13 protein-coding genes and 2 pseudogenes are annotated in these 14,984 nt (G+C 64.4%); 5 read left to right on the plus strand and 10 right to left on the minus strand.

All coding sequences use genetic code 11. From position 1 onward, the window contains the following. Positions 1–6: 6 nt before the first annotated feature. The 3 genes from ACFYP5_RS09650 to ettA are packed head-to-tail and all read right to left on the minus strand — an operon-like array spanning position 7 to position 2,794. On the minus strand, positions 7–705 hold the full coding sequence (locus ACFYP5_RS09650; protein WP_389032732.1) for a hypothetical protein: 699 nt from the start codon (positions 703–705) through the stop codon (positions 7–9). Next, positions 702–1,124, minus strand: coding sequence for a thioesterase family protein (locus tag ACFYP5_RS09655; protein WP_030921448.1), 423 nt, complete (start codon positions 1,122–1,124; stop codon positions 702–704). Before ACFYP5_RS09655 ends, ACFYP5_RS09650 begins: the two co-directional genes overlap by 4 nt. A gap of 5 nt (positions 1,125–1,129) precedes the next feature. Then, a complete protein-coding gene (gene ettA / locus ACFYP5_RS09660; protein WP_078852947.1) occupies positions 1,130–2,794 on the minus strand; it encodes an energy-dependent translational throttle protein EttA in 1,665 nt (554 codons plus the stop codon). A 360-nt stretch (positions 2,795–3,154) separates the two neighbouring features. Here ettA and ACFYP5_RS09665 point away from each other — a divergent pair, with 360 nt between their 5' ends. Further along, on the plus strand, positions 3,155–3,622 hold the full coding sequence (locus ACFYP5_RS09665; RefSeq protein WP_389033010.1) for a DUF4240 domain-containing protein: 468 nt from the start codon (positions 3,155–3,157) through the stop codon (positions 3,620–3,622). Positions 3,623–3,647: 25 nt separating this feature from the next. Here ACFYP5_RS09665 and ACFYP5_RS09670 read toward each other — a convergent pair whose 3' ends face one another. Further along, a complete protein-coding gene (locus ACFYP5_RS09670) occupies positions 3,648–4,403 on the minus strand; it encodes a GntR family transcriptional regulator (protein ID WP_389032735.1) in 756 nt (251 codons plus the stop codon). Between the two features lie 77 nt (positions 4,404–4,480). Between ACFYP5_RS09670 and ACFYP5_RS09675 the strand changes: the two genes are divergently transcribed. The 3 genes from ACFYP5_RS09675 to ACFYP5_RS09685 all read left to right on the plus strand — a co-directional run bounded on the left by ACFYP5_RS09675 (position 4,481) and on the right by ACFYP5_RS09685 (position 6,558). Next, entirely contained in the window at positions 4,481–4,759 is a 279-nt protein-coding gene (locus tag ACFYP5_RS09675; RefSeq protein WP_389032738.1) for a hypothetical protein, read from the plus strand. A 729-nt stretch (positions 4,760–5,488) separates the two neighbouring features. After that, complete coding sequence (locus ACFYP5_RS09680; protein WP_389032741.1) at positions 5,489–6,220, plus strand: GntR family transcriptional regulator; 732 nt, start codon at positions 5,489–5,491, stop codon at positions 6,218–6,220. After that, positions 6,217–6,558 (plus strand): hypothetical protein, encoded by a 342-nt coding sequence (locus ACFYP5_RS09685; protein ID WP_389032743.1) that lies wholly within the window; start codon positions 6,217–6,219, stop codon positions 6,556–6,558. The genes ACFYP5_RS09680 and ACFYP5_RS09685 overlap by 4 nt, the downstream gene beginning before the upstream one ends. 363 nt (positions 6,559–6,921) lie before the next feature. On the opposite strand, the gene ACFYP5_RS09690 is transcribed toward ACFYP5_RS09685, so the two are convergent. The 4 genes from ACFYP5_RS09690 to ACFYP5_RS09705 form a co-directional block, all read right to left on the minus strand. Next, positions 6,922–7,554, minus strand: coding sequence for a hypothetical protein (locus tag ACFYP5_RS09690; RefSeq protein WP_389032746.1), 633 nt, complete (start codon positions 7,552–7,554; stop codon positions 6,922–6,924). 223 nt (positions 7,555–7,777) lie between these two features. Continuing rightward, positions 7,778–9,178 (minus strand): hypothetical protein, encoded by a 1,401-nt coding sequence (locus tag ACFYP5_RS09695; RefSeq protein ID WP_389032747.1) that lies wholly within the window; start codon positions 9,176–9,178, stop codon positions 7,778–7,780. Positions 9,179–9,701: 523 nt separating this feature from the next. Beyond that, on the minus strand, positions 9,702–10,325 hold the full coding sequence (locus tag ACFYP5_RS09700; RefSeq protein WP_389032750.1) for a hypothetical protein: 624 nt from the start codon (positions 10,323–10,325) through the stop codon (positions 9,702–9,704). Positions 10,326–10,440: 115 nt separating this feature from the next. Further along, complete coding sequence (locus ACFYP5_RS09705; protein WP_389032753.1) at positions 10,441–11,580, minus strand: GTP pyrophosphokinase family protein; 1,140 nt, start codon at positions 11,578–11,580, stop codon at positions 10,441–10,443. A 280-nt stretch (positions 11,581–11,860) separates the two neighbouring features. On the opposite strand from ACFYP5_RS09705, the pseudogene ACFYP5_RS09710 reads away from it, so the two are divergent. Continuing rightward, a pseudogene (locus ACFYP5_RS09710) lies at positions 11,861–12,088 on the plus strand (tyrosine-type recombinase/integrase); the annotation flags it as partial. Between the two features lie 595 nt (positions 12,089–12,683). On the opposite strand, the gene ACFYP5_RS09715 reads toward ACFYP5_RS09710, so the two are convergent. Both ACFYP5_RS09715 and ACFYP5_RS09720 read right to left on the minus strand, forming a co-directional pair. Then, a complete protein-coding gene (locus ACFYP5_RS09715; protein WP_389032756.1) occupies positions 12,684–14,138 on the minus strand; it encodes an LAETG motif-containing sortase-dependent surface protein in 1,455 nt (484 codons plus the stop codon). 416 nt (positions 14,139–14,554) lie between these two features. Next, positions 14,555–14,929 (minus strand): annotated as a pseudogene (locus ACFYP5_RS09720) (single-stranded DNA-binding protein); the annotation flags it as partial. Positions 14,930–14,984: the final 55 nt, after the last annotated feature.

The raw sequence follows: 14,984 nt of genomic DNA on the forward strand, positions 1-14,984 counted from the left end.
GCGACGTCAGCGAACGCCGACCGACACCCCGAGATCGCCGAGGCCGCCGGCCGCACCGCGCAGCGCGATCGAGCCGAATGGGGTGCGCAGCCGCAGCCAGGGGCCTGAGGCAAGCAGGGCGACCGGGAAGTCCGGGGCCGGGCGGAGGAAGCCGAGGGACTGGGCGGCGTGGACGGCGCGCAGCGGGAGTTCCGTGTTCCCGACGGTGCGCGACCAGATCTCGCGGCCGATCAGATCCCGTTCCGCCCTGGTGCGGCGGTCCGCGGGCAGCGCCTCGTCCCGGGAGCGGAACTCCGCCACCGCGGCGCTCAGCTCGACGCGCAGGGAGACGGGGTCGGGCAGTCCCGGCTGCTCGTGCCAGCCGCCGCGCGGCGGGAGCACCCCGGTCCACGGCGGCCCGGTGACGGGCGCGGGCAGAGAGCCCGCACCGGGTGCCTCGCGGGTGCCGCCATCGATGTCGAGCGATTCGAGGAGTTCACCGGCCGACACGGTGATGTCGAACTCGTGCGTACCGCGCAGCCGCGCCGTCCGGATGGCGAGGACCTCGAACGACGGCGGCCTGCCGAACACGGCCAGCGCGCCGCCGCCCGCCTGCAGCCGGACGGCGGCTGCCCGGTCGTAGTGGAGCAGCCGGCCGAGGAAGGCGGCAAGATCCGCCGCCTCCCTCGCGTCCACGAACTCCAACACCTGCACGGGAACCGTCATGCGGCGGCGGGCTCCTCGGCCAGGAACTCCTGGAGGAAGTGCTTCTCCTCCGCGGAGATCCGCCGCGGCCGCTCCTCGGCCAGGTTGTACGGCACGACGACGGTCGAGGCCCGCACGTACACCTGGTCCGGGTCCTTGATCTCGTAGCAGATCGTCAGTGACGCGGCACCTATCTTCGTGACCCACGACTCGACGGTCACCGGCGCGTGCCGGTGGACCAGCGGGCGCACGTAGTCGATCTCGTGCCGGGCCACGACGGACCCGCCCGCGAAGGACGGCGAGCCGTCCCCGGGCGCCAGCCGGAACATGAAGTCGATGCGCGCCTCCTCCAGGTAGCGGAGGAAGACCACGTTGTTGACGTGACCGAAGGCATCCATGTCCGACCAGCGCAGCGGGCAGCTGTAGATGTGACGAGCCAAGACGATCAGCCTCGCGTGAGCTTCTTGTACGTGGCGCGGTGCGGGCGGGCCGCGTCCGCGCCGAGACGCTCGACCTTGTTCTTCTCGTACGACTCGAAGTTGCCCTCGAACCAGTACCACTTGGACTCGCCCTCGTACGCCAGGATGTGCGTGGCGACGCGGTCCAGGAACCAGCGGTCGTGGGAGATGACCACTGCGGCGCCCGGGAACTCCAGGAGTGCGTTCTCCAGCGAGGACAGGGTCTCGACGTCGAGGTCGTTGGTGGGCTCGTCGAGGAGCAGCAGGTTGCCGCCCTCCTTGAGCGTCAGCGCCAGGTTGAGACGGTTGCGCTCACCGCCGGAGAGGACACCGGCCGGCTTCTGCTGGTCCGGGCCCTTGAAGCCGAATGCGGAGACGTACGCCCGCGACGGCATCTCGACCTGGCCGACGTTGATGTAGTCGAGCTCGTCCGACACGACCGCCCAGAGGGTCTTCTTGGGGTCGATGTTGGCGCGGCTCTGGTCGACGTAGGAGATCTTGACGGTCTCGCCGACCTTGATGGCGCCGGAGTCCGGCGTCTCCAGGCCCTGGATCATCTTGAACAGCGTGGTCTTGCCCGCACCGTTCGGACCGATGACGCCGACGATGCCGTTACGCGGCAGCGTGAACGACAGGTCGTCGATGAGGACCTTGTCGCCGAAGGCCTTCGAGAGGTTGTTGACCTCGACGACGATGGAACCGAGCCGCGGGCCCGGCGGAATCTGGATCTCCTCGAAGTCCAGCTTCCGCATCTTGTCCGCCTCGGCCGCCATCTCCTCGTACCGGGCGAGACGTGCCTTGGACTTGGTCTGCCGGCCCTTGGCGTTGGAGCGGACCCACTCCAGCTCTTCCTTGAGCCGCTTGGCGCGCTTCTCGTCCTTGCGGCCCTCGACCTTGAGGCGGGCGGCCTTCTTGTCGAGGTACGTGGAGTAGTTGCCCTCGTACGGGAGCGCGCGGCCGCGGTCCAGCTCGAGGATCCACTCGGCGACGTTGTTCAGGAAGTACCGGTCGTGCGTGACGGCGACGACGGCGCCCGCGTACTTCGAGAGGTGCTGCTCCAGCCAGTTCACCGACTCGGCGTCGAGGTGGTTGGTGGGCTCGTCGAGGAGGAGCAGGTCCGGGGCCTCGATCAGCAGCTTGCAGAGCGCGACACGGCGCTTCTCGCCACCGGAGAGGTTGACGACCGGCCAGTCGCCGGGCGGGCAGCCCAGGGCGTCCATGGCCTGCTCCAGCTGGGCGTCCAGGTCCCACGCGTTGGCGTGGTCCAGGTCCTCCTGGAGCTTGCCCATCTCCTCCATCAGCGCGTCCGAGTAGTCCGTCGCCATGAGCTCGGCGACTTCGTTGAAGCGCGTGAGCTTGCCCATGATCTCGGCGGCGCCGGCCTGGACGTTCTCCAGCACGGTCTTCGACTCGTCGAGCAGCGGCTCCTGCATGAGGATGCCGACGCTGAAGCCGGGCGACAGGAACGCGTCACCGTTGGACGGCTGCTCCAGGCCCGCCATGATCTTCAGCACCGTGGACTTACCGGCGCCGTTGGGGCCAACGACACCGATCTTCGCGCCGGGCAGGAAGTTCAGGGTGACGTCATCGAGGATCACCTTGTCGCCGTGCGCCTTGCGCGTCTTGCGCATGGTGTAGATGAACTCAGCCAAGAGAAACCGTCCGGCAGCAATAGAGGTGTGGGCAGATACACCCCATCTTGCCTGACGTCCACCCCCGGATGGAAACCCGTCTCATCAGGGCCCTGTGACCTGCCCTTTCAACATTCGCGCTCGTGGCTGACCTGTCACTGGTTGTCGCCGTCGATCGCTGCCGAGCACCCTCGCACGGCCCAGGGGCGGCCCAGGAACGATCACTGGATGGACGCCGTCGACTCGTGGTCTGGCCTGCACCTGGGTGGTCGTGCCCGGCGCGCCGCACCGAGCGGAGGAGCCTCAAGACCGTCCTTGACAGACAACTTCTCGGCCCGCCGGGAAGGTCGGTACCCAACCTGGCATCCTGCGTCCGTGAGAATGACATGGGTCGACTTCTGGGCGCTCATAGGCACCCTGAACGGTGAGGCCAGCGAGGCGAACTGCCAGCGGCTCGCCGAAGAGCTGGGCTCTCGCTCGGTCGCGGACATCGTGGGCTTCGCCGAACGCCATGCCGAGGCTCTCTACCGTCTGGACCAGGAAAAGTTCGGTGCCCTGCCGGTCGCCGACCTCACGGATCGCGACGGGAGACCGTTCCCTCAGTCGGCCGACCATTTCCTGTACACGCGTTGCGCCGTGGTCGCCGCAGGCCGAGCCGTCTGGGAAAGCGTCTTCTTCGACGTCGACAAGTTCGCCCCGTACACCTCCACCGAGTACGACGCCGAGTGGCTGCTCTACGTGCCGGACAAGGCATACGAGCTGGCCACGGGCCAGGAGTGGGACCGCTCAACCCGGTACTGCTTCGAGACCTTCTCCAACAAGGACGGCTGGCCGCACCTACAGAACTGAGGCCTGCACCGCCTCAGCTACCCCGCTATCGCCCGGTGGGAATCTCGTAAACGATCTCGCACAGGGCGGCGGGCACGACAATGTCCGCGGTCTCCACGGGTCGGCCCTGGTCGCTGTAGTACGTCCGCCTGATGTGGGTGACAAGAGCGGCCTTCTGAATGCCGAGAAGCGAGGCCTCGTCGGTAGTCGCCTGCCGCGGCTCCGGTTGCTCGACAGCGTGGCTGACCGTGATGCCGATCGCAGCCATACGGTTCACGACACCCGCCCCCGCGTGCGGCCCTCCCTCGGGGAGAACGACGAGCGTGCCGGCGGTGAGGTCGTACGGCTCCCAGCTCGTCGACAACTGCACTGGCATCCCGTCGGCCAGGAACTCGTACACGGTCCGGACGCACAGATCACCTTCGGCGAGACCGAGCCGCGCCGCGATCTCCGCCGGTGCCGAAATCTTGGCCTCGGTTCGGCTCTCCCAGTCTCCGTGCCTGCCCACAGCCTGCATGTCCGCACGGAACGGGGAATCGTCACGCTGCTCGCGTGCCGAGGAACGCACCACCCGGACACGCCGGCGAGGTTCGGCGACATAGGTACCGGAACCCGCACGGCCTTCCAGGACTCCCTGCGAGATCAGCAGCTCCTGCGCCCGACGGACCACGTTCTCGCCGACGCCACACTCCTGGCCGATCTGAGCACGTGAGGGCAGCCGGTCCCCCGGCGTCCACTCATGCTCCGCGACCCGTCGTCGGAGAACGTCCGCGATGCGGAGATAAGGCGGCTGCTCAGGCATATGGAAAATCTAGTCCACTAGCTCTAATCTAGTTAACTAGCTTCACGTACCGTGATCACTCGGCGACGGAGATACCTGTGCCCGCTTCCGAACTGAGCGTCGAAGACATCGCCGCCCGGTTGTCCGCCGCCGGACTCACCACACGTGTTGAACAGCACCGACACCACACATCGATCGAAGCGGAGGTGCCGGACGACTTCACCGCCGACTCATGGCGGGAGGTCCTGGATGCAGTGGCGAGGGCCGACCGATTCGGCCTCTCCGCCAGCAACGTGGACGGCCGCGTCTTATGGGCCGCCGTACGCAAAGCGGTCCCCGCGACGGGCGATGTCCGGGGACCTGGCCATCAGCGATAGGAGCTGATCAGCGTGTTCAACCGTATCCGCGGTGCCGTCTCACGCACTAGTGAGCGGTACTTCCCAAGGGGCCGGCACCGCCGCGCCTTAACTGTTCTCTGCCCGCGGGCCGTTCCGCTCGACCTCGCCGACGCCCCCACCCTGCACATGGGGCAGCTTCGGCACGGAGTGGACATCTTCGCCGACGAGGAGAACCAGCTCGTCCGCCCGTACGTGCTAGCCAGCCGCGAAGGCGCGATGCAGCGACAAACGCCCGCAGCTCACACACCCCTGTCGCAAGCCTGGCTCGCACCGAGGGAGGCGAACTGATGCCTCCTCATAAGCGACCATGCGTGACGAAGGCAAAAGCCACTCCCTACAGGTCGAGCTCGTGCCTAATTGGCACGCACCGCCAGTGCGCGCATTCCTCCCCCGCCGTGGCACCGGTCGGCATCCCCGTGGTCTACGAAGCATGCGACTGCCCCTGCCACCCTTCCGCTTCAGGGGAGGTGTCCCGGTGAGCAGATGGACGCCCAGTGGCGCACTTGCCGCAACCGTCGAGATCACCGCAACCAGCGTGCAGCGAGGCGATGTGATCCAGATCGGAGGTCAGCCGTGTCGCGTGGCCGACCTCCTCCAGCTTGCAGGTGCGGCAAAACGGCTTCGTTTCGAGTCGGGAGAGCTGCTGACCATGCACTCCCGGACTCGATTCGTCGCCCTTCGGATGCTGAGAAGGAGGTGATTCAATCCGTGGCTTCACGCCGCCATGTCATCGCCGACGACCTGCGCACGCAGATCTCAACCGGCCGTATCAAGGCCGGCGAACGCCTCCCTTCTGAGGCGCATCTCGCCGCCCGCTATGCAGTCAGCACGCCGACACTTCGGAGCGCCCTCGCCGTGCTCCAAGGCGAAGGACTCGTCGAAAAGGTTCAAGGCAAAGGGAACTTCGTCCGTCACCCCGTCCAAAGAATCACGTACGTCGGCGGTGGTCGCACGCCCGACGCTCAGACCGTGACGGATGCGGCTCTACGCATGACGGTCCGCACCACGCATCTCCCGGCGCGAGGGGTTCTGACAGCTCTTTTGAGAGTGTCAGCGAGCAGCCCACTGACCGAATTCCTTTGCCTCAGCCACGAGGGGAAGTCACCGCACAGCCTGGCTCGGATCTACGTCCCCCGCGACTTGACGCCGGCCGACGGTCCAAGCGAGTCGACTCTCTGCGAGGGGGTGTTGGTGAGGCTGAGGGAACTGCACCCCCCGCTGGCCGAGGTACAGGAACGGGTCAGTGCCCGCTTCCCAACCCCTAGAGAAGCGGCAACCCTTCGCATCAGCTCAGCCATGCCCGTACTCGCAGTCACCCGCGTGGCAACCGACACCACTGGACGCGTCGTCGAGGCAGCGCGCCTGGTGCTTCCCGGCGACCGCGCCGACGCGCTCTTCACGCACTACACGATGAGCGGAGACAAGAGGACAGAGGGATGACACCCCACAACGAATTGCGACTCCTCCCGTGGCCGGGCGCCGAGGGCAAGCCCTGCTTCCTGAGCACCGACGACAACAGCGGCCACCTATCCCGCCTGGCCGACAGCGCCGAGGCGGTACAACTCGGCCTGGCAGCCGAGCTCCTGGAGCACGCCTCCGAAGTGCTCGGAGACGAGGAGGCCGAACAGGAAGAGCTACGACACCTGGCGACGGACCTGACTGAAGCCCTCCACAACGTGCTCCGCGTGGCAACAAGCCGCGGCCGCCGCCTACCGACACCGGTTCCCTCCCGTAAAGGAGACGATGGCCCACGGCTCCCGGCGGCAGCCTTCGGCTAGCGGTAACGCGCATCCAACAACAGAGAAGCCCCAGACCGGTTCTGGGGCTTCTCTGTTGGGTCCGCCTCCTCCGCTCACCGCTCGTCGACATCGCGTGCACGCCCTCCGACTGTCCGCATGAGCCATTCACGACCGGTCACGGCCGTTCGGACGACGCTCGCGCTGACTGACACGGACAGCCCGAACCATCGACATCTGCTTTGTAAGCCTGGCGCCGACCGCAGGACAGTCTTGGCTGGCCAACAGCCGTACAGCGCGGCCAAGCCTGTCGGCGCGTGCCCGCGCCGCCTCACACCCCAATTGACCGTGACTGACCGCTCGTTCTGGCACGGATTTGGCACGCGAGCCGCCGCCGGCCACTCTTCAACTACCGTCGGCCGGGTCATGCCAATGCCATGGCAACGCTGGCGGAAGCCAAGGCGCCTCGTCACTCCGCTCAAGGACTGGCGCCTCACAATCATCCGGCAAGGGGGTGGCGTCGATCACAGCCTCAAGCGTGAACTGGACGTAGCGCAGGTACCCGCGCACGTCGCGAATCTGCCGCTCACGGTTGTCTTGGCCGATGCCACGCCACCCGACGTCGAAGCACAGCCTCACCAGAGTCCTGTATCGGGCGCGAACGTGATCGTCTCCCACGGAGAGAAGGTCAGTTTGCATGCCTTGACGGACGGAACCGAGGGCTGCCGCACAACGCTCTCGAGCCTGAAGGCTCAATTGAGGCTCCTCCAGCAACAAGTCTGGCAGCGATGGTAGCCACGCGTAAAGCTCTGCGAGCTGTTCCAAGAGCCGTTGCGCAGCCTCGGCGGAACGCTGCAGCATCCACTGTCGTCGGACCAATGCACTGTTGGCCGCTTCCTGAGATGCAGCGAGCTCGGCTTGGGCCTCGATGGTTCTTGCCGTTTGCCAGCGGGCGACACGCACTGTGATGGCGCCGCCGGCCAACGTCCCTATGAGCGCACTGGCTGTTTGGGCCGCCAGTTCCCCCCAGCTACTCATGCTTGCAATCCTGGGCAGCGCTCGTGCGTCTGAAACCTGGCCACCTAGCCCTTGCGGGCTCGACGCAGGGATTGCTGCGGAACGAGTGTTCTGATCTTCGGAATCACGAGAAGTCCGCACGGTCTTTCAGCCCGCAGATACCTACTCACCTGTAGGTACTCGCACTTCAGTAGGAGCGCTCTCCCGGCTGTCATGGAGCCCGTAGCGAGTCAGGGGTTGGGTCTCAACTGGTCGCAAAGTTGCCAGCGTCGTCAACGATGAGCCCGTTAAACCTGAACTCCTCCTTGAGGTGTTCAAAGTCGGTTACGTATTTGACGAACAGGTCCGCAGTGCTCTGGTCTGGCCGGGCAAGCTTTATAGCAAGCATGCGCACAATTAGCGCAGAGGTGTTACTCACGAGATAGGTTTCTGTCGGGTCAGGAAATTGCCCACGATCGAAGTGCTTGATCGTGTTGTAATTGTTCGCAATTGCTCTCGCTAGACCTGCAGTCGACTTGCAGATCCCCGACCAGTCCCATCCGGACCGAACGAGGCATCGGTACATGTACGTAGCCGTCGTAGGTTTCCCATTTGCCCTACATGTCGCAGCCTCCCCACTCACCTGCCCAAGCAAGCTACCCGCCGCCTCCATGCTCATCGCTGCATTTACTACCAGGTTCTCAAGAATCGCTCCGGGGCGACTTAGCGCACTGACTGCAGGGTGAATGAAACGATCCCACTTGTCGTACTCTCTGGACCACTCCTCCAGTCCTTTTGAGTCCACATTTGAAAATTCGGCCAGTGGCCGGTTCAGTCTCCCCTTTGAGGGTGCCGGATTTCCGTGTTCTTTAACCGTGTTTCTGCTGATGAGTTGATAGAACGGATTCTCGACAACCCTGCCGCTGAGGGTCTTTCCGCTGAATTGCGGGTCCCTGACGTCATGTCGCCGGAAATTGATGGCGCACCCAAAGATGAAAGACAAAAATGCGGAAACCTTGCGGTGTTCCTCTAGGTGGACCTCAATCAATTGAGGCTCTTCGAAAGAGCTGGTCAGTGAAACGACTTCGCTGACTGTGACACTGTTGCGGTCAGGGTCAAGGTTCCAGTCGCCGCCCAATCTCATAGTTGCAGCGCCCTGGCGCCATGAAGTCTCGTCGAGGCTTGCCACCTCAATGATGACCTTTTTGACGAGACTCTTGTCATCGGTGTCGAAGGTTCGCTTAATCGCGCCAAAGCGCGTCCACTCAATCAGGCCATCGATGCGTGATCTTACTTCTTTGACCTTAAGAGGTTCGTGGAAGTCTCCATCCCTCCTGTGGAGCACCAGGTTGGACGGCCTCACCTTACCGAGTCCAATTCCTCTGGGATAATTAACGGTATGTCCAGAGTAGTCGCATTCAAATAGTGAAATATCTCCGTCAAGGGAAGTCAAAAGCAAGTTATTGGGTGGCTTTTCGGCGTTAAACCATTGTGCGGTACCGTCGAACTGTGATGTGCCAGGGATGTCGATGTAAGGCACTTCTATCTGCACGCCGGTCGCTTCCTCAAGGTGCAAGGTGGCTGCGACGTAGGGCGTGTCATCGATTCCGTCTACCAGCATCCCGGTGATGGAATCGCCAAATACGATGGAGCGGCGTGCAGCCATTGAGTTTCCCCACCCCTCAGTCTCTGCCTAAGCAAGCCATGCTAAGGCAGTGCGGGCAATCGCGTTGAGCATTTTCGTGCCCGCCCCATCGGCGCTGTACGTGAGGTCGGTGGAGTCTCAATGGGCGACGTCAAGCGCCTCTGGGTGCGATCAGTAGCCGAAAGTGACACGCCGGGTTCCCGGCCTGCGGTCATGTCACCGAACAACGCTGTGACCTGCTGCTGAGCTGCCGGCAGTTGTCAGCGTTGGTCATCGTTGAGCGCCCTTCCACGGCCCCGAGACGGCCCTGGGAGGGCACTCCGTGGTGCGGTGACACCCGCCTTAGGAATTCGATCTCGCCCCAGTGCGTGTGCGATCTACCGTGATCACTTGCGCCACACTCGGTTGTCGGTTGTCATCGCTGTCCCTCGTCGTTGATGTCAGCGTTGGATGTCAGCGGAGCAGGTCCGGCACCAGGCAACCATCCAATGGCTCTTCCGGCCGGTCGCGCCAAAAAACGGGCGGGTTGGCGGCTGAGGATTCTCTACTGCGACGGCGTCCGAGGCGTGGTCATTGGAGAGTTGGCGATCGTCGGAGGCTGGAGCGGGTTCTGTTGTCCTTGGCCGAACCAGTAACCGATGATTGCCCCAGCGATGCCTGTGACCGGGGTGATATAGAGGCTGAAATCCTTCGCGGCAACGCCAGCGATCATGGCAACCCAAGGAGAGGCGACGATCGCGAACACCACGGCGACCAGGGCCCAACCGCGAACACTCTCAGCGCGTCGGATGAGCCCGGTTTGATCGTAGGCAAGATCTGCTCGATGCTTCCTGTCGGCGAGTTCAACCTCCCAGTGCCGCTCGGTTTCACGGAGGCGAACCTCGGCATCGATTTCCGAGGGTGTCTCTGGGCGCTTACCAAGATGAAACTGTGGTTGCTTTTGCTCATTCGCAAGTTGCAGCTTCTCCTCCGTTAGTGCCGCAACTTGTTGGCTTAGCGCCTGCATTTCATCCCGCCTGGCGGACCACAGACGCAATGAGGACCTATCGCTTTGGAGCAAAAGTCGATATTCGGTTATCCAGTCCTGCTCGGTCTCAGGCATCCTCCCAATCTTCCATTCATGCTCGACCCCTTCGAGCGTGAACCCGTCTGGACCTGCATCAGACATGCGTCTCCCCTCCTCTAGCATTTACCGCCGGCACCGTACAGGTACGAGCGCGCTTCCTCCGCGCAACGATAAATTCGCGCACGGGGCTAAACCTACCGACCCATACGGTCCAGCCCTACGCTTTAGCCTTAGGCAAACCCTTATAAACGCGAGTAAGAGATTTCACTGCTTCCTCGTGATATGGAGGGTCGTCAACTTCGCCCGTGGCGCACAAAAGAAGCCAGTAATAGAAAAGCCCAACACCTACCGGAAGGGCGGTGAAATCTGAATCCATGCCATAACTCTTCTCAGAGGCCTCTGCGTTTATGATATCGGTCCCCTTAACCCAGAGCTGCCCAGTAGTCTCATCCGAAATCCAGGCAATGGCAAATGCCTCGATCTCTCCGCGACGCTCCAATACCGCGGACCTCACATCAGATACGGTACTAAAGCCTAGGGCTCTGAGCTCTGCGAGCCTAGACGCCGCGTAGGATCTCTCTGGCCTCGTCATCGATCTACCTACACCACGTGCGATATGTCGGTCCACCGAGCGCAAGCGCGCGTCTCTGCTCATGAGGCTATATACGGAAGCTTCATCCAGAGCGATACCTTCCCAATTTTTTCCAGCTGCGCGGTCGATCCCCCGTTGATGTGCAGCCAAATCGTCGCGGATCGCTTGAAATTCATTGTCGGCGACTTCCAACATGCCCGCAACGCGCGAAAAGCGCCGCTTGATCTCTGGAGGTAGCGCGGAAGAGCTCTTATATCCTAGATCATGTTCGATCTCTGCCCACGCATGTTGCAGGATTGAGCGAACCTGAACCTCAAAAATGAACTCCTTGAAACGGGTATATTCTGCCAGCTCAATTCTCGGACTCTTCAATTGTGCAATAAAGTGCAAGGAAAGATAGCCAAAACGATCGGGATCGAGCAAGGCTCGCTTATCGATGGAATTCTCGTCGTCGATTTCAAATTCTCGCCTGATCACTTCTGCGACCCGGTCCACGTCATCTGGGAAGTAAGTTACAATCCGGACTCCTAGCATATCGGTTAGGTCTGAAATTCCTGTGTAATTCTTGGCGGGATCTTCGAGCTTTCGTATCGTACTGGCCTTGGCCTTCACTCGGGAGCGCACATAGTGAATCTGAATTCCCTGCGAAAGCAGTAGCTCCCGCATCAAACTTTCCAGAGCTGGCGCATAATTGCGCAGCGGCTCAGCGAAATCCTCGTAATCGTTGGCTTTATCTTGCATTCCCCACCCCATGACGCTGAACATTGTCGATTCAGCATACGGTCAGCCTGGGGGGCATCCGGAGCGATTGGTGAAAGTGATCGACCTGCCCAAGCTGGTGGTTAGATCGCCGTTGCCAGCGCCAACGGCAGATTGATACCCACCCCCTGCTCCCATCCCGTCCGCCTTCGACCCACACGTTGTGGAGCGGTCGTGGTTCAGGGCGTCAAGGTGGAGCGCGCCACTGAACGACCTTGACGCCATGGGCCGCGACTGCTCGGCTCTGCCTGGGGCGAAGGTGGACGGGATGGGAGCCCACAACGCTCACGGCATGCACGCCTTGCGACACTTCTACGCCTCGGTCCTGCTGGACGCCGGCGAGAACATCAAGGCGCTGAGCCTCTACCTCGGGCACAGCGACCCCGGGTTCACGCTCCGCGTGTACACGCACCTGATGCCAAGCAGCGAGACCCGCACCCGGAAAGCCATCAGCGCGATGTACCGGGCCGCCGGTCACGCCCATGACGGCCCAGAGACGGCCCAAGCTGCCTGACACGGCCCCTCATCGGCGGGAAACCTGCTGGTGAGGGGCTGTCTCGCGCCCTCCCCCGGAGAGAAACACCCCATCTTGCCTGACGTCCACCCCAGGAAGGAAACGGGAACCTCGGAGCCCCTTGATCAGGGCGGCACGGGCGATCAGTCCCGTGACAGCGAACCTTGAGCCCGCGCCATCGAGGACATCGTGCCAGGCCAGCGGGATGCAGATCGCTGCGGCTCCGCCTGACAGGATCGTCCGCGGGCGCGACCCGGCCGCCGGACAGGATCCGGCCCCCGCCCCTGTGACGCGGGCCACGGGAACCCGGTGCGGGTCGCGGAGAGGTACAGGCCCAGGGCGGCCCGGGGACGGCCGGGCCGCACGCGACGGTCCGACCCACGGGGCTACACCGCAGTTGAGGGGCTGTTTTCCGTGTTCGGGAGGCCGGTGACACCCCCATCGTTCCTGACGTCCGTCCCCCGACGAGAACCGGTCCGGTCGTCGGTATGCGGCTCGGGTGTCTTCCGTTACGCGACAGCCCCGGTACGCGCGGGCGCACCGGGGCTGTCAGCAGCACATCGTGACGATGCGCTACTCAAGCGTCACGTTCCACTCATCCCTCGGTCGACTGCCCCGCGGACGGCGTCTTCCGCCTGCGGAGGAAAAAGACCGCGCCGCCACCGATGACGACGAGTGCGATGGCGATGCCCGCGATGATCGGCGTGGCGCTGGAGCTGCCGGTCTCGGCGAGGTCGCCCCCGGTCCCCGTCGAGCTTCCGCCGGCCGTGGCCGGGGCGGGCTGGTCGGCGGTCTGGGTGTCGAGGCCGCCGGTACCGCTGCCGGTGGTCTTGCAGTCCAGGACGCCCTTGAACGTCTTGGTGAACCCGCCGGGACCGGTGATCGTGAAGTCGTACGCCTGGTCCTCGGCGACCGGGACGGTAACCGTCTCGGACTGTCCGGCCTCGACGGTGTGCTCGGCACCGGCCAGCTCGAAGGTGAACGCCTCGTCGCCCTCGTTGCTCGCGGTGACGTCCACGCCGCCCTTGGCGCAGTTCTTCTTCGCGGTGATCGCGGGGATTGCGCCCTTCTTGGCCCACGTCGCGGTCGCGGTCGCGGAGACCGTGGACTCGCTGGAGCCGGCCAGGATCTGGGTCTGGCTCTTGGTCACCCCGGCGAAGGCCCGGCCGACCGGCACCGAGGTGGTGGCCTGCACGGTCAGCGAGGCGGTGCCGTCGGCGGCACCCGCCGGGACGTCGAAGTAGAGCTCGGCGCCATTGACGGCGGCGGTGACGGGCTTGCCGCTCTTGTCGGTGACCTTGACGCCACTGGCGGAGTCGGCGGGCGGGGTCACCGAGACCTGGCCGGCGTCGGTGTGGACGGTCACCGGCCCGAGCCGCTCACCGGACAGACCGGAGACCGCTGCCGGGTCCAGGGCGAGGGACGCCTTGGGCTCGGCGACGTCCTCGGCGTGCTCCCCCAGCCAGTCGGCGAGCTTCTCGGCCTGCTGGTCGGAGGCGTCGACATCGGCATTGTCCGAGTAGCGCCAGATGGCGACCTGGGTGCCCGCGGCCGCGGTCTGCTCGGTCAGCGGCCCGGTACCGGCCTGCTCGGCGAGCGCCGCGAGGTCGTCGATCTGCGGGTAGGAGTGCTCCAGGATCCAGCGGATCTTGCCCGCGTTCTTGTTGGCGCCGAGCGACGTCTGGTCCCAGGGGGTCTCCAGGTACTTCGCCTGGTCCTGAGTGGGGTTGTGAATGTCGATGCAGTACGTCTTGAGCTTGCCGCCACCGTCGACGGTCATCTCGAAGAGGCCGGCGGCCAGCTCCTGCTTCTTGCCGTCCGTGTGGAGCACGGCCCGGTCGTAGGTCTTCAGCCCGTCCAGGACGGCAGTCGCGCCGCCCTGGTGCTGGGGCGCCTCGTCGGCGGCCGCGCTGCCTGCGCCGACGAGGGCGGCGGCTATGACGAGCCCGGATGCCAGCGCTGATGCCGCCAGCCGGGATATGCCCGGTCTCCGTGGGGGATTCGTCCCCGCACTGGATGCTGAAGCGGTCGCTGAAGAAGCAGAAAACACGGATGTCCCCTCCGGGCGGGATCCTCGCGCTTGGTGCGCGTGTGGGGTTTGTCCCGCCAGCCGACTCAAGTGCCCTGTGAGTACTGGGAGATCCTAAGGAAGCGGCGATGCGTATTCCCCCGTCATACCGTCGTACAACCATTCCGACTCAAAATCGTTATCGTCGATAACTCCGGTACGCACAGGCACGGTCACGGCGCCGACGCCAGCTCCGGGATCTGTTCCTGACGTACCGTCGGTCCACGCCCCCCACGCCGCGCGCCTCGCTCGCTCTGCACCCTCCGCGCCCCCTGGGTCCCCTGCGCCCGCTTCGCGGACCGCACGACGGGCTCCCCTCGCTCGACCGGCCCCCCGAACCCGTCGGTCTTCTCCTCTCCCCCTTCCTCCACCGGACCGCCCCGCCTGTCCGACCCGGCCGTCAGCGTCGGATCACCCCGCACCACCCGCCGGAACGCCGCCGTCCCCCGTGTCAGATCGTGTCCGACCGCCAGCGCCTCGATGTCCACGAACGTCCGGCGCTGCCCGTCCCGTTCCTCCTCACGCACCTTCAACCGACCGTGCACGACCAGTGGTTCTCCCACAGCGACCGAGCCCGCGAGATTCGAGGCCAGCGTGCGCCACGCCCACACGGTGTAGAAGCTGGTGTGCCCGTCCGTCCAGAACTGCTTCTCCCGGTCCCAACGGCGGGCCGTCACAGCGAAGCGGAATCGCGCCATGCCGCCAGTCGCGGTCTCCCGGAACTCCACCCCGGTCGCCGCGTTGCCCACCAGTGTCACCACGGTCTCGTTCATGCCTCCGCCTCCCCTTCGTCACCAGCGACCGCTGCCACGCGGTCACTGATCTCAT

This window comes from Streptomyces sp. NPDC005262 (genome assembly GCF_042872425.1).
Lineage (GTDB): Bacteria > Actinomycetota > Actinomycetes > Streptomycetales > Streptomycetaceae > Streptomyces.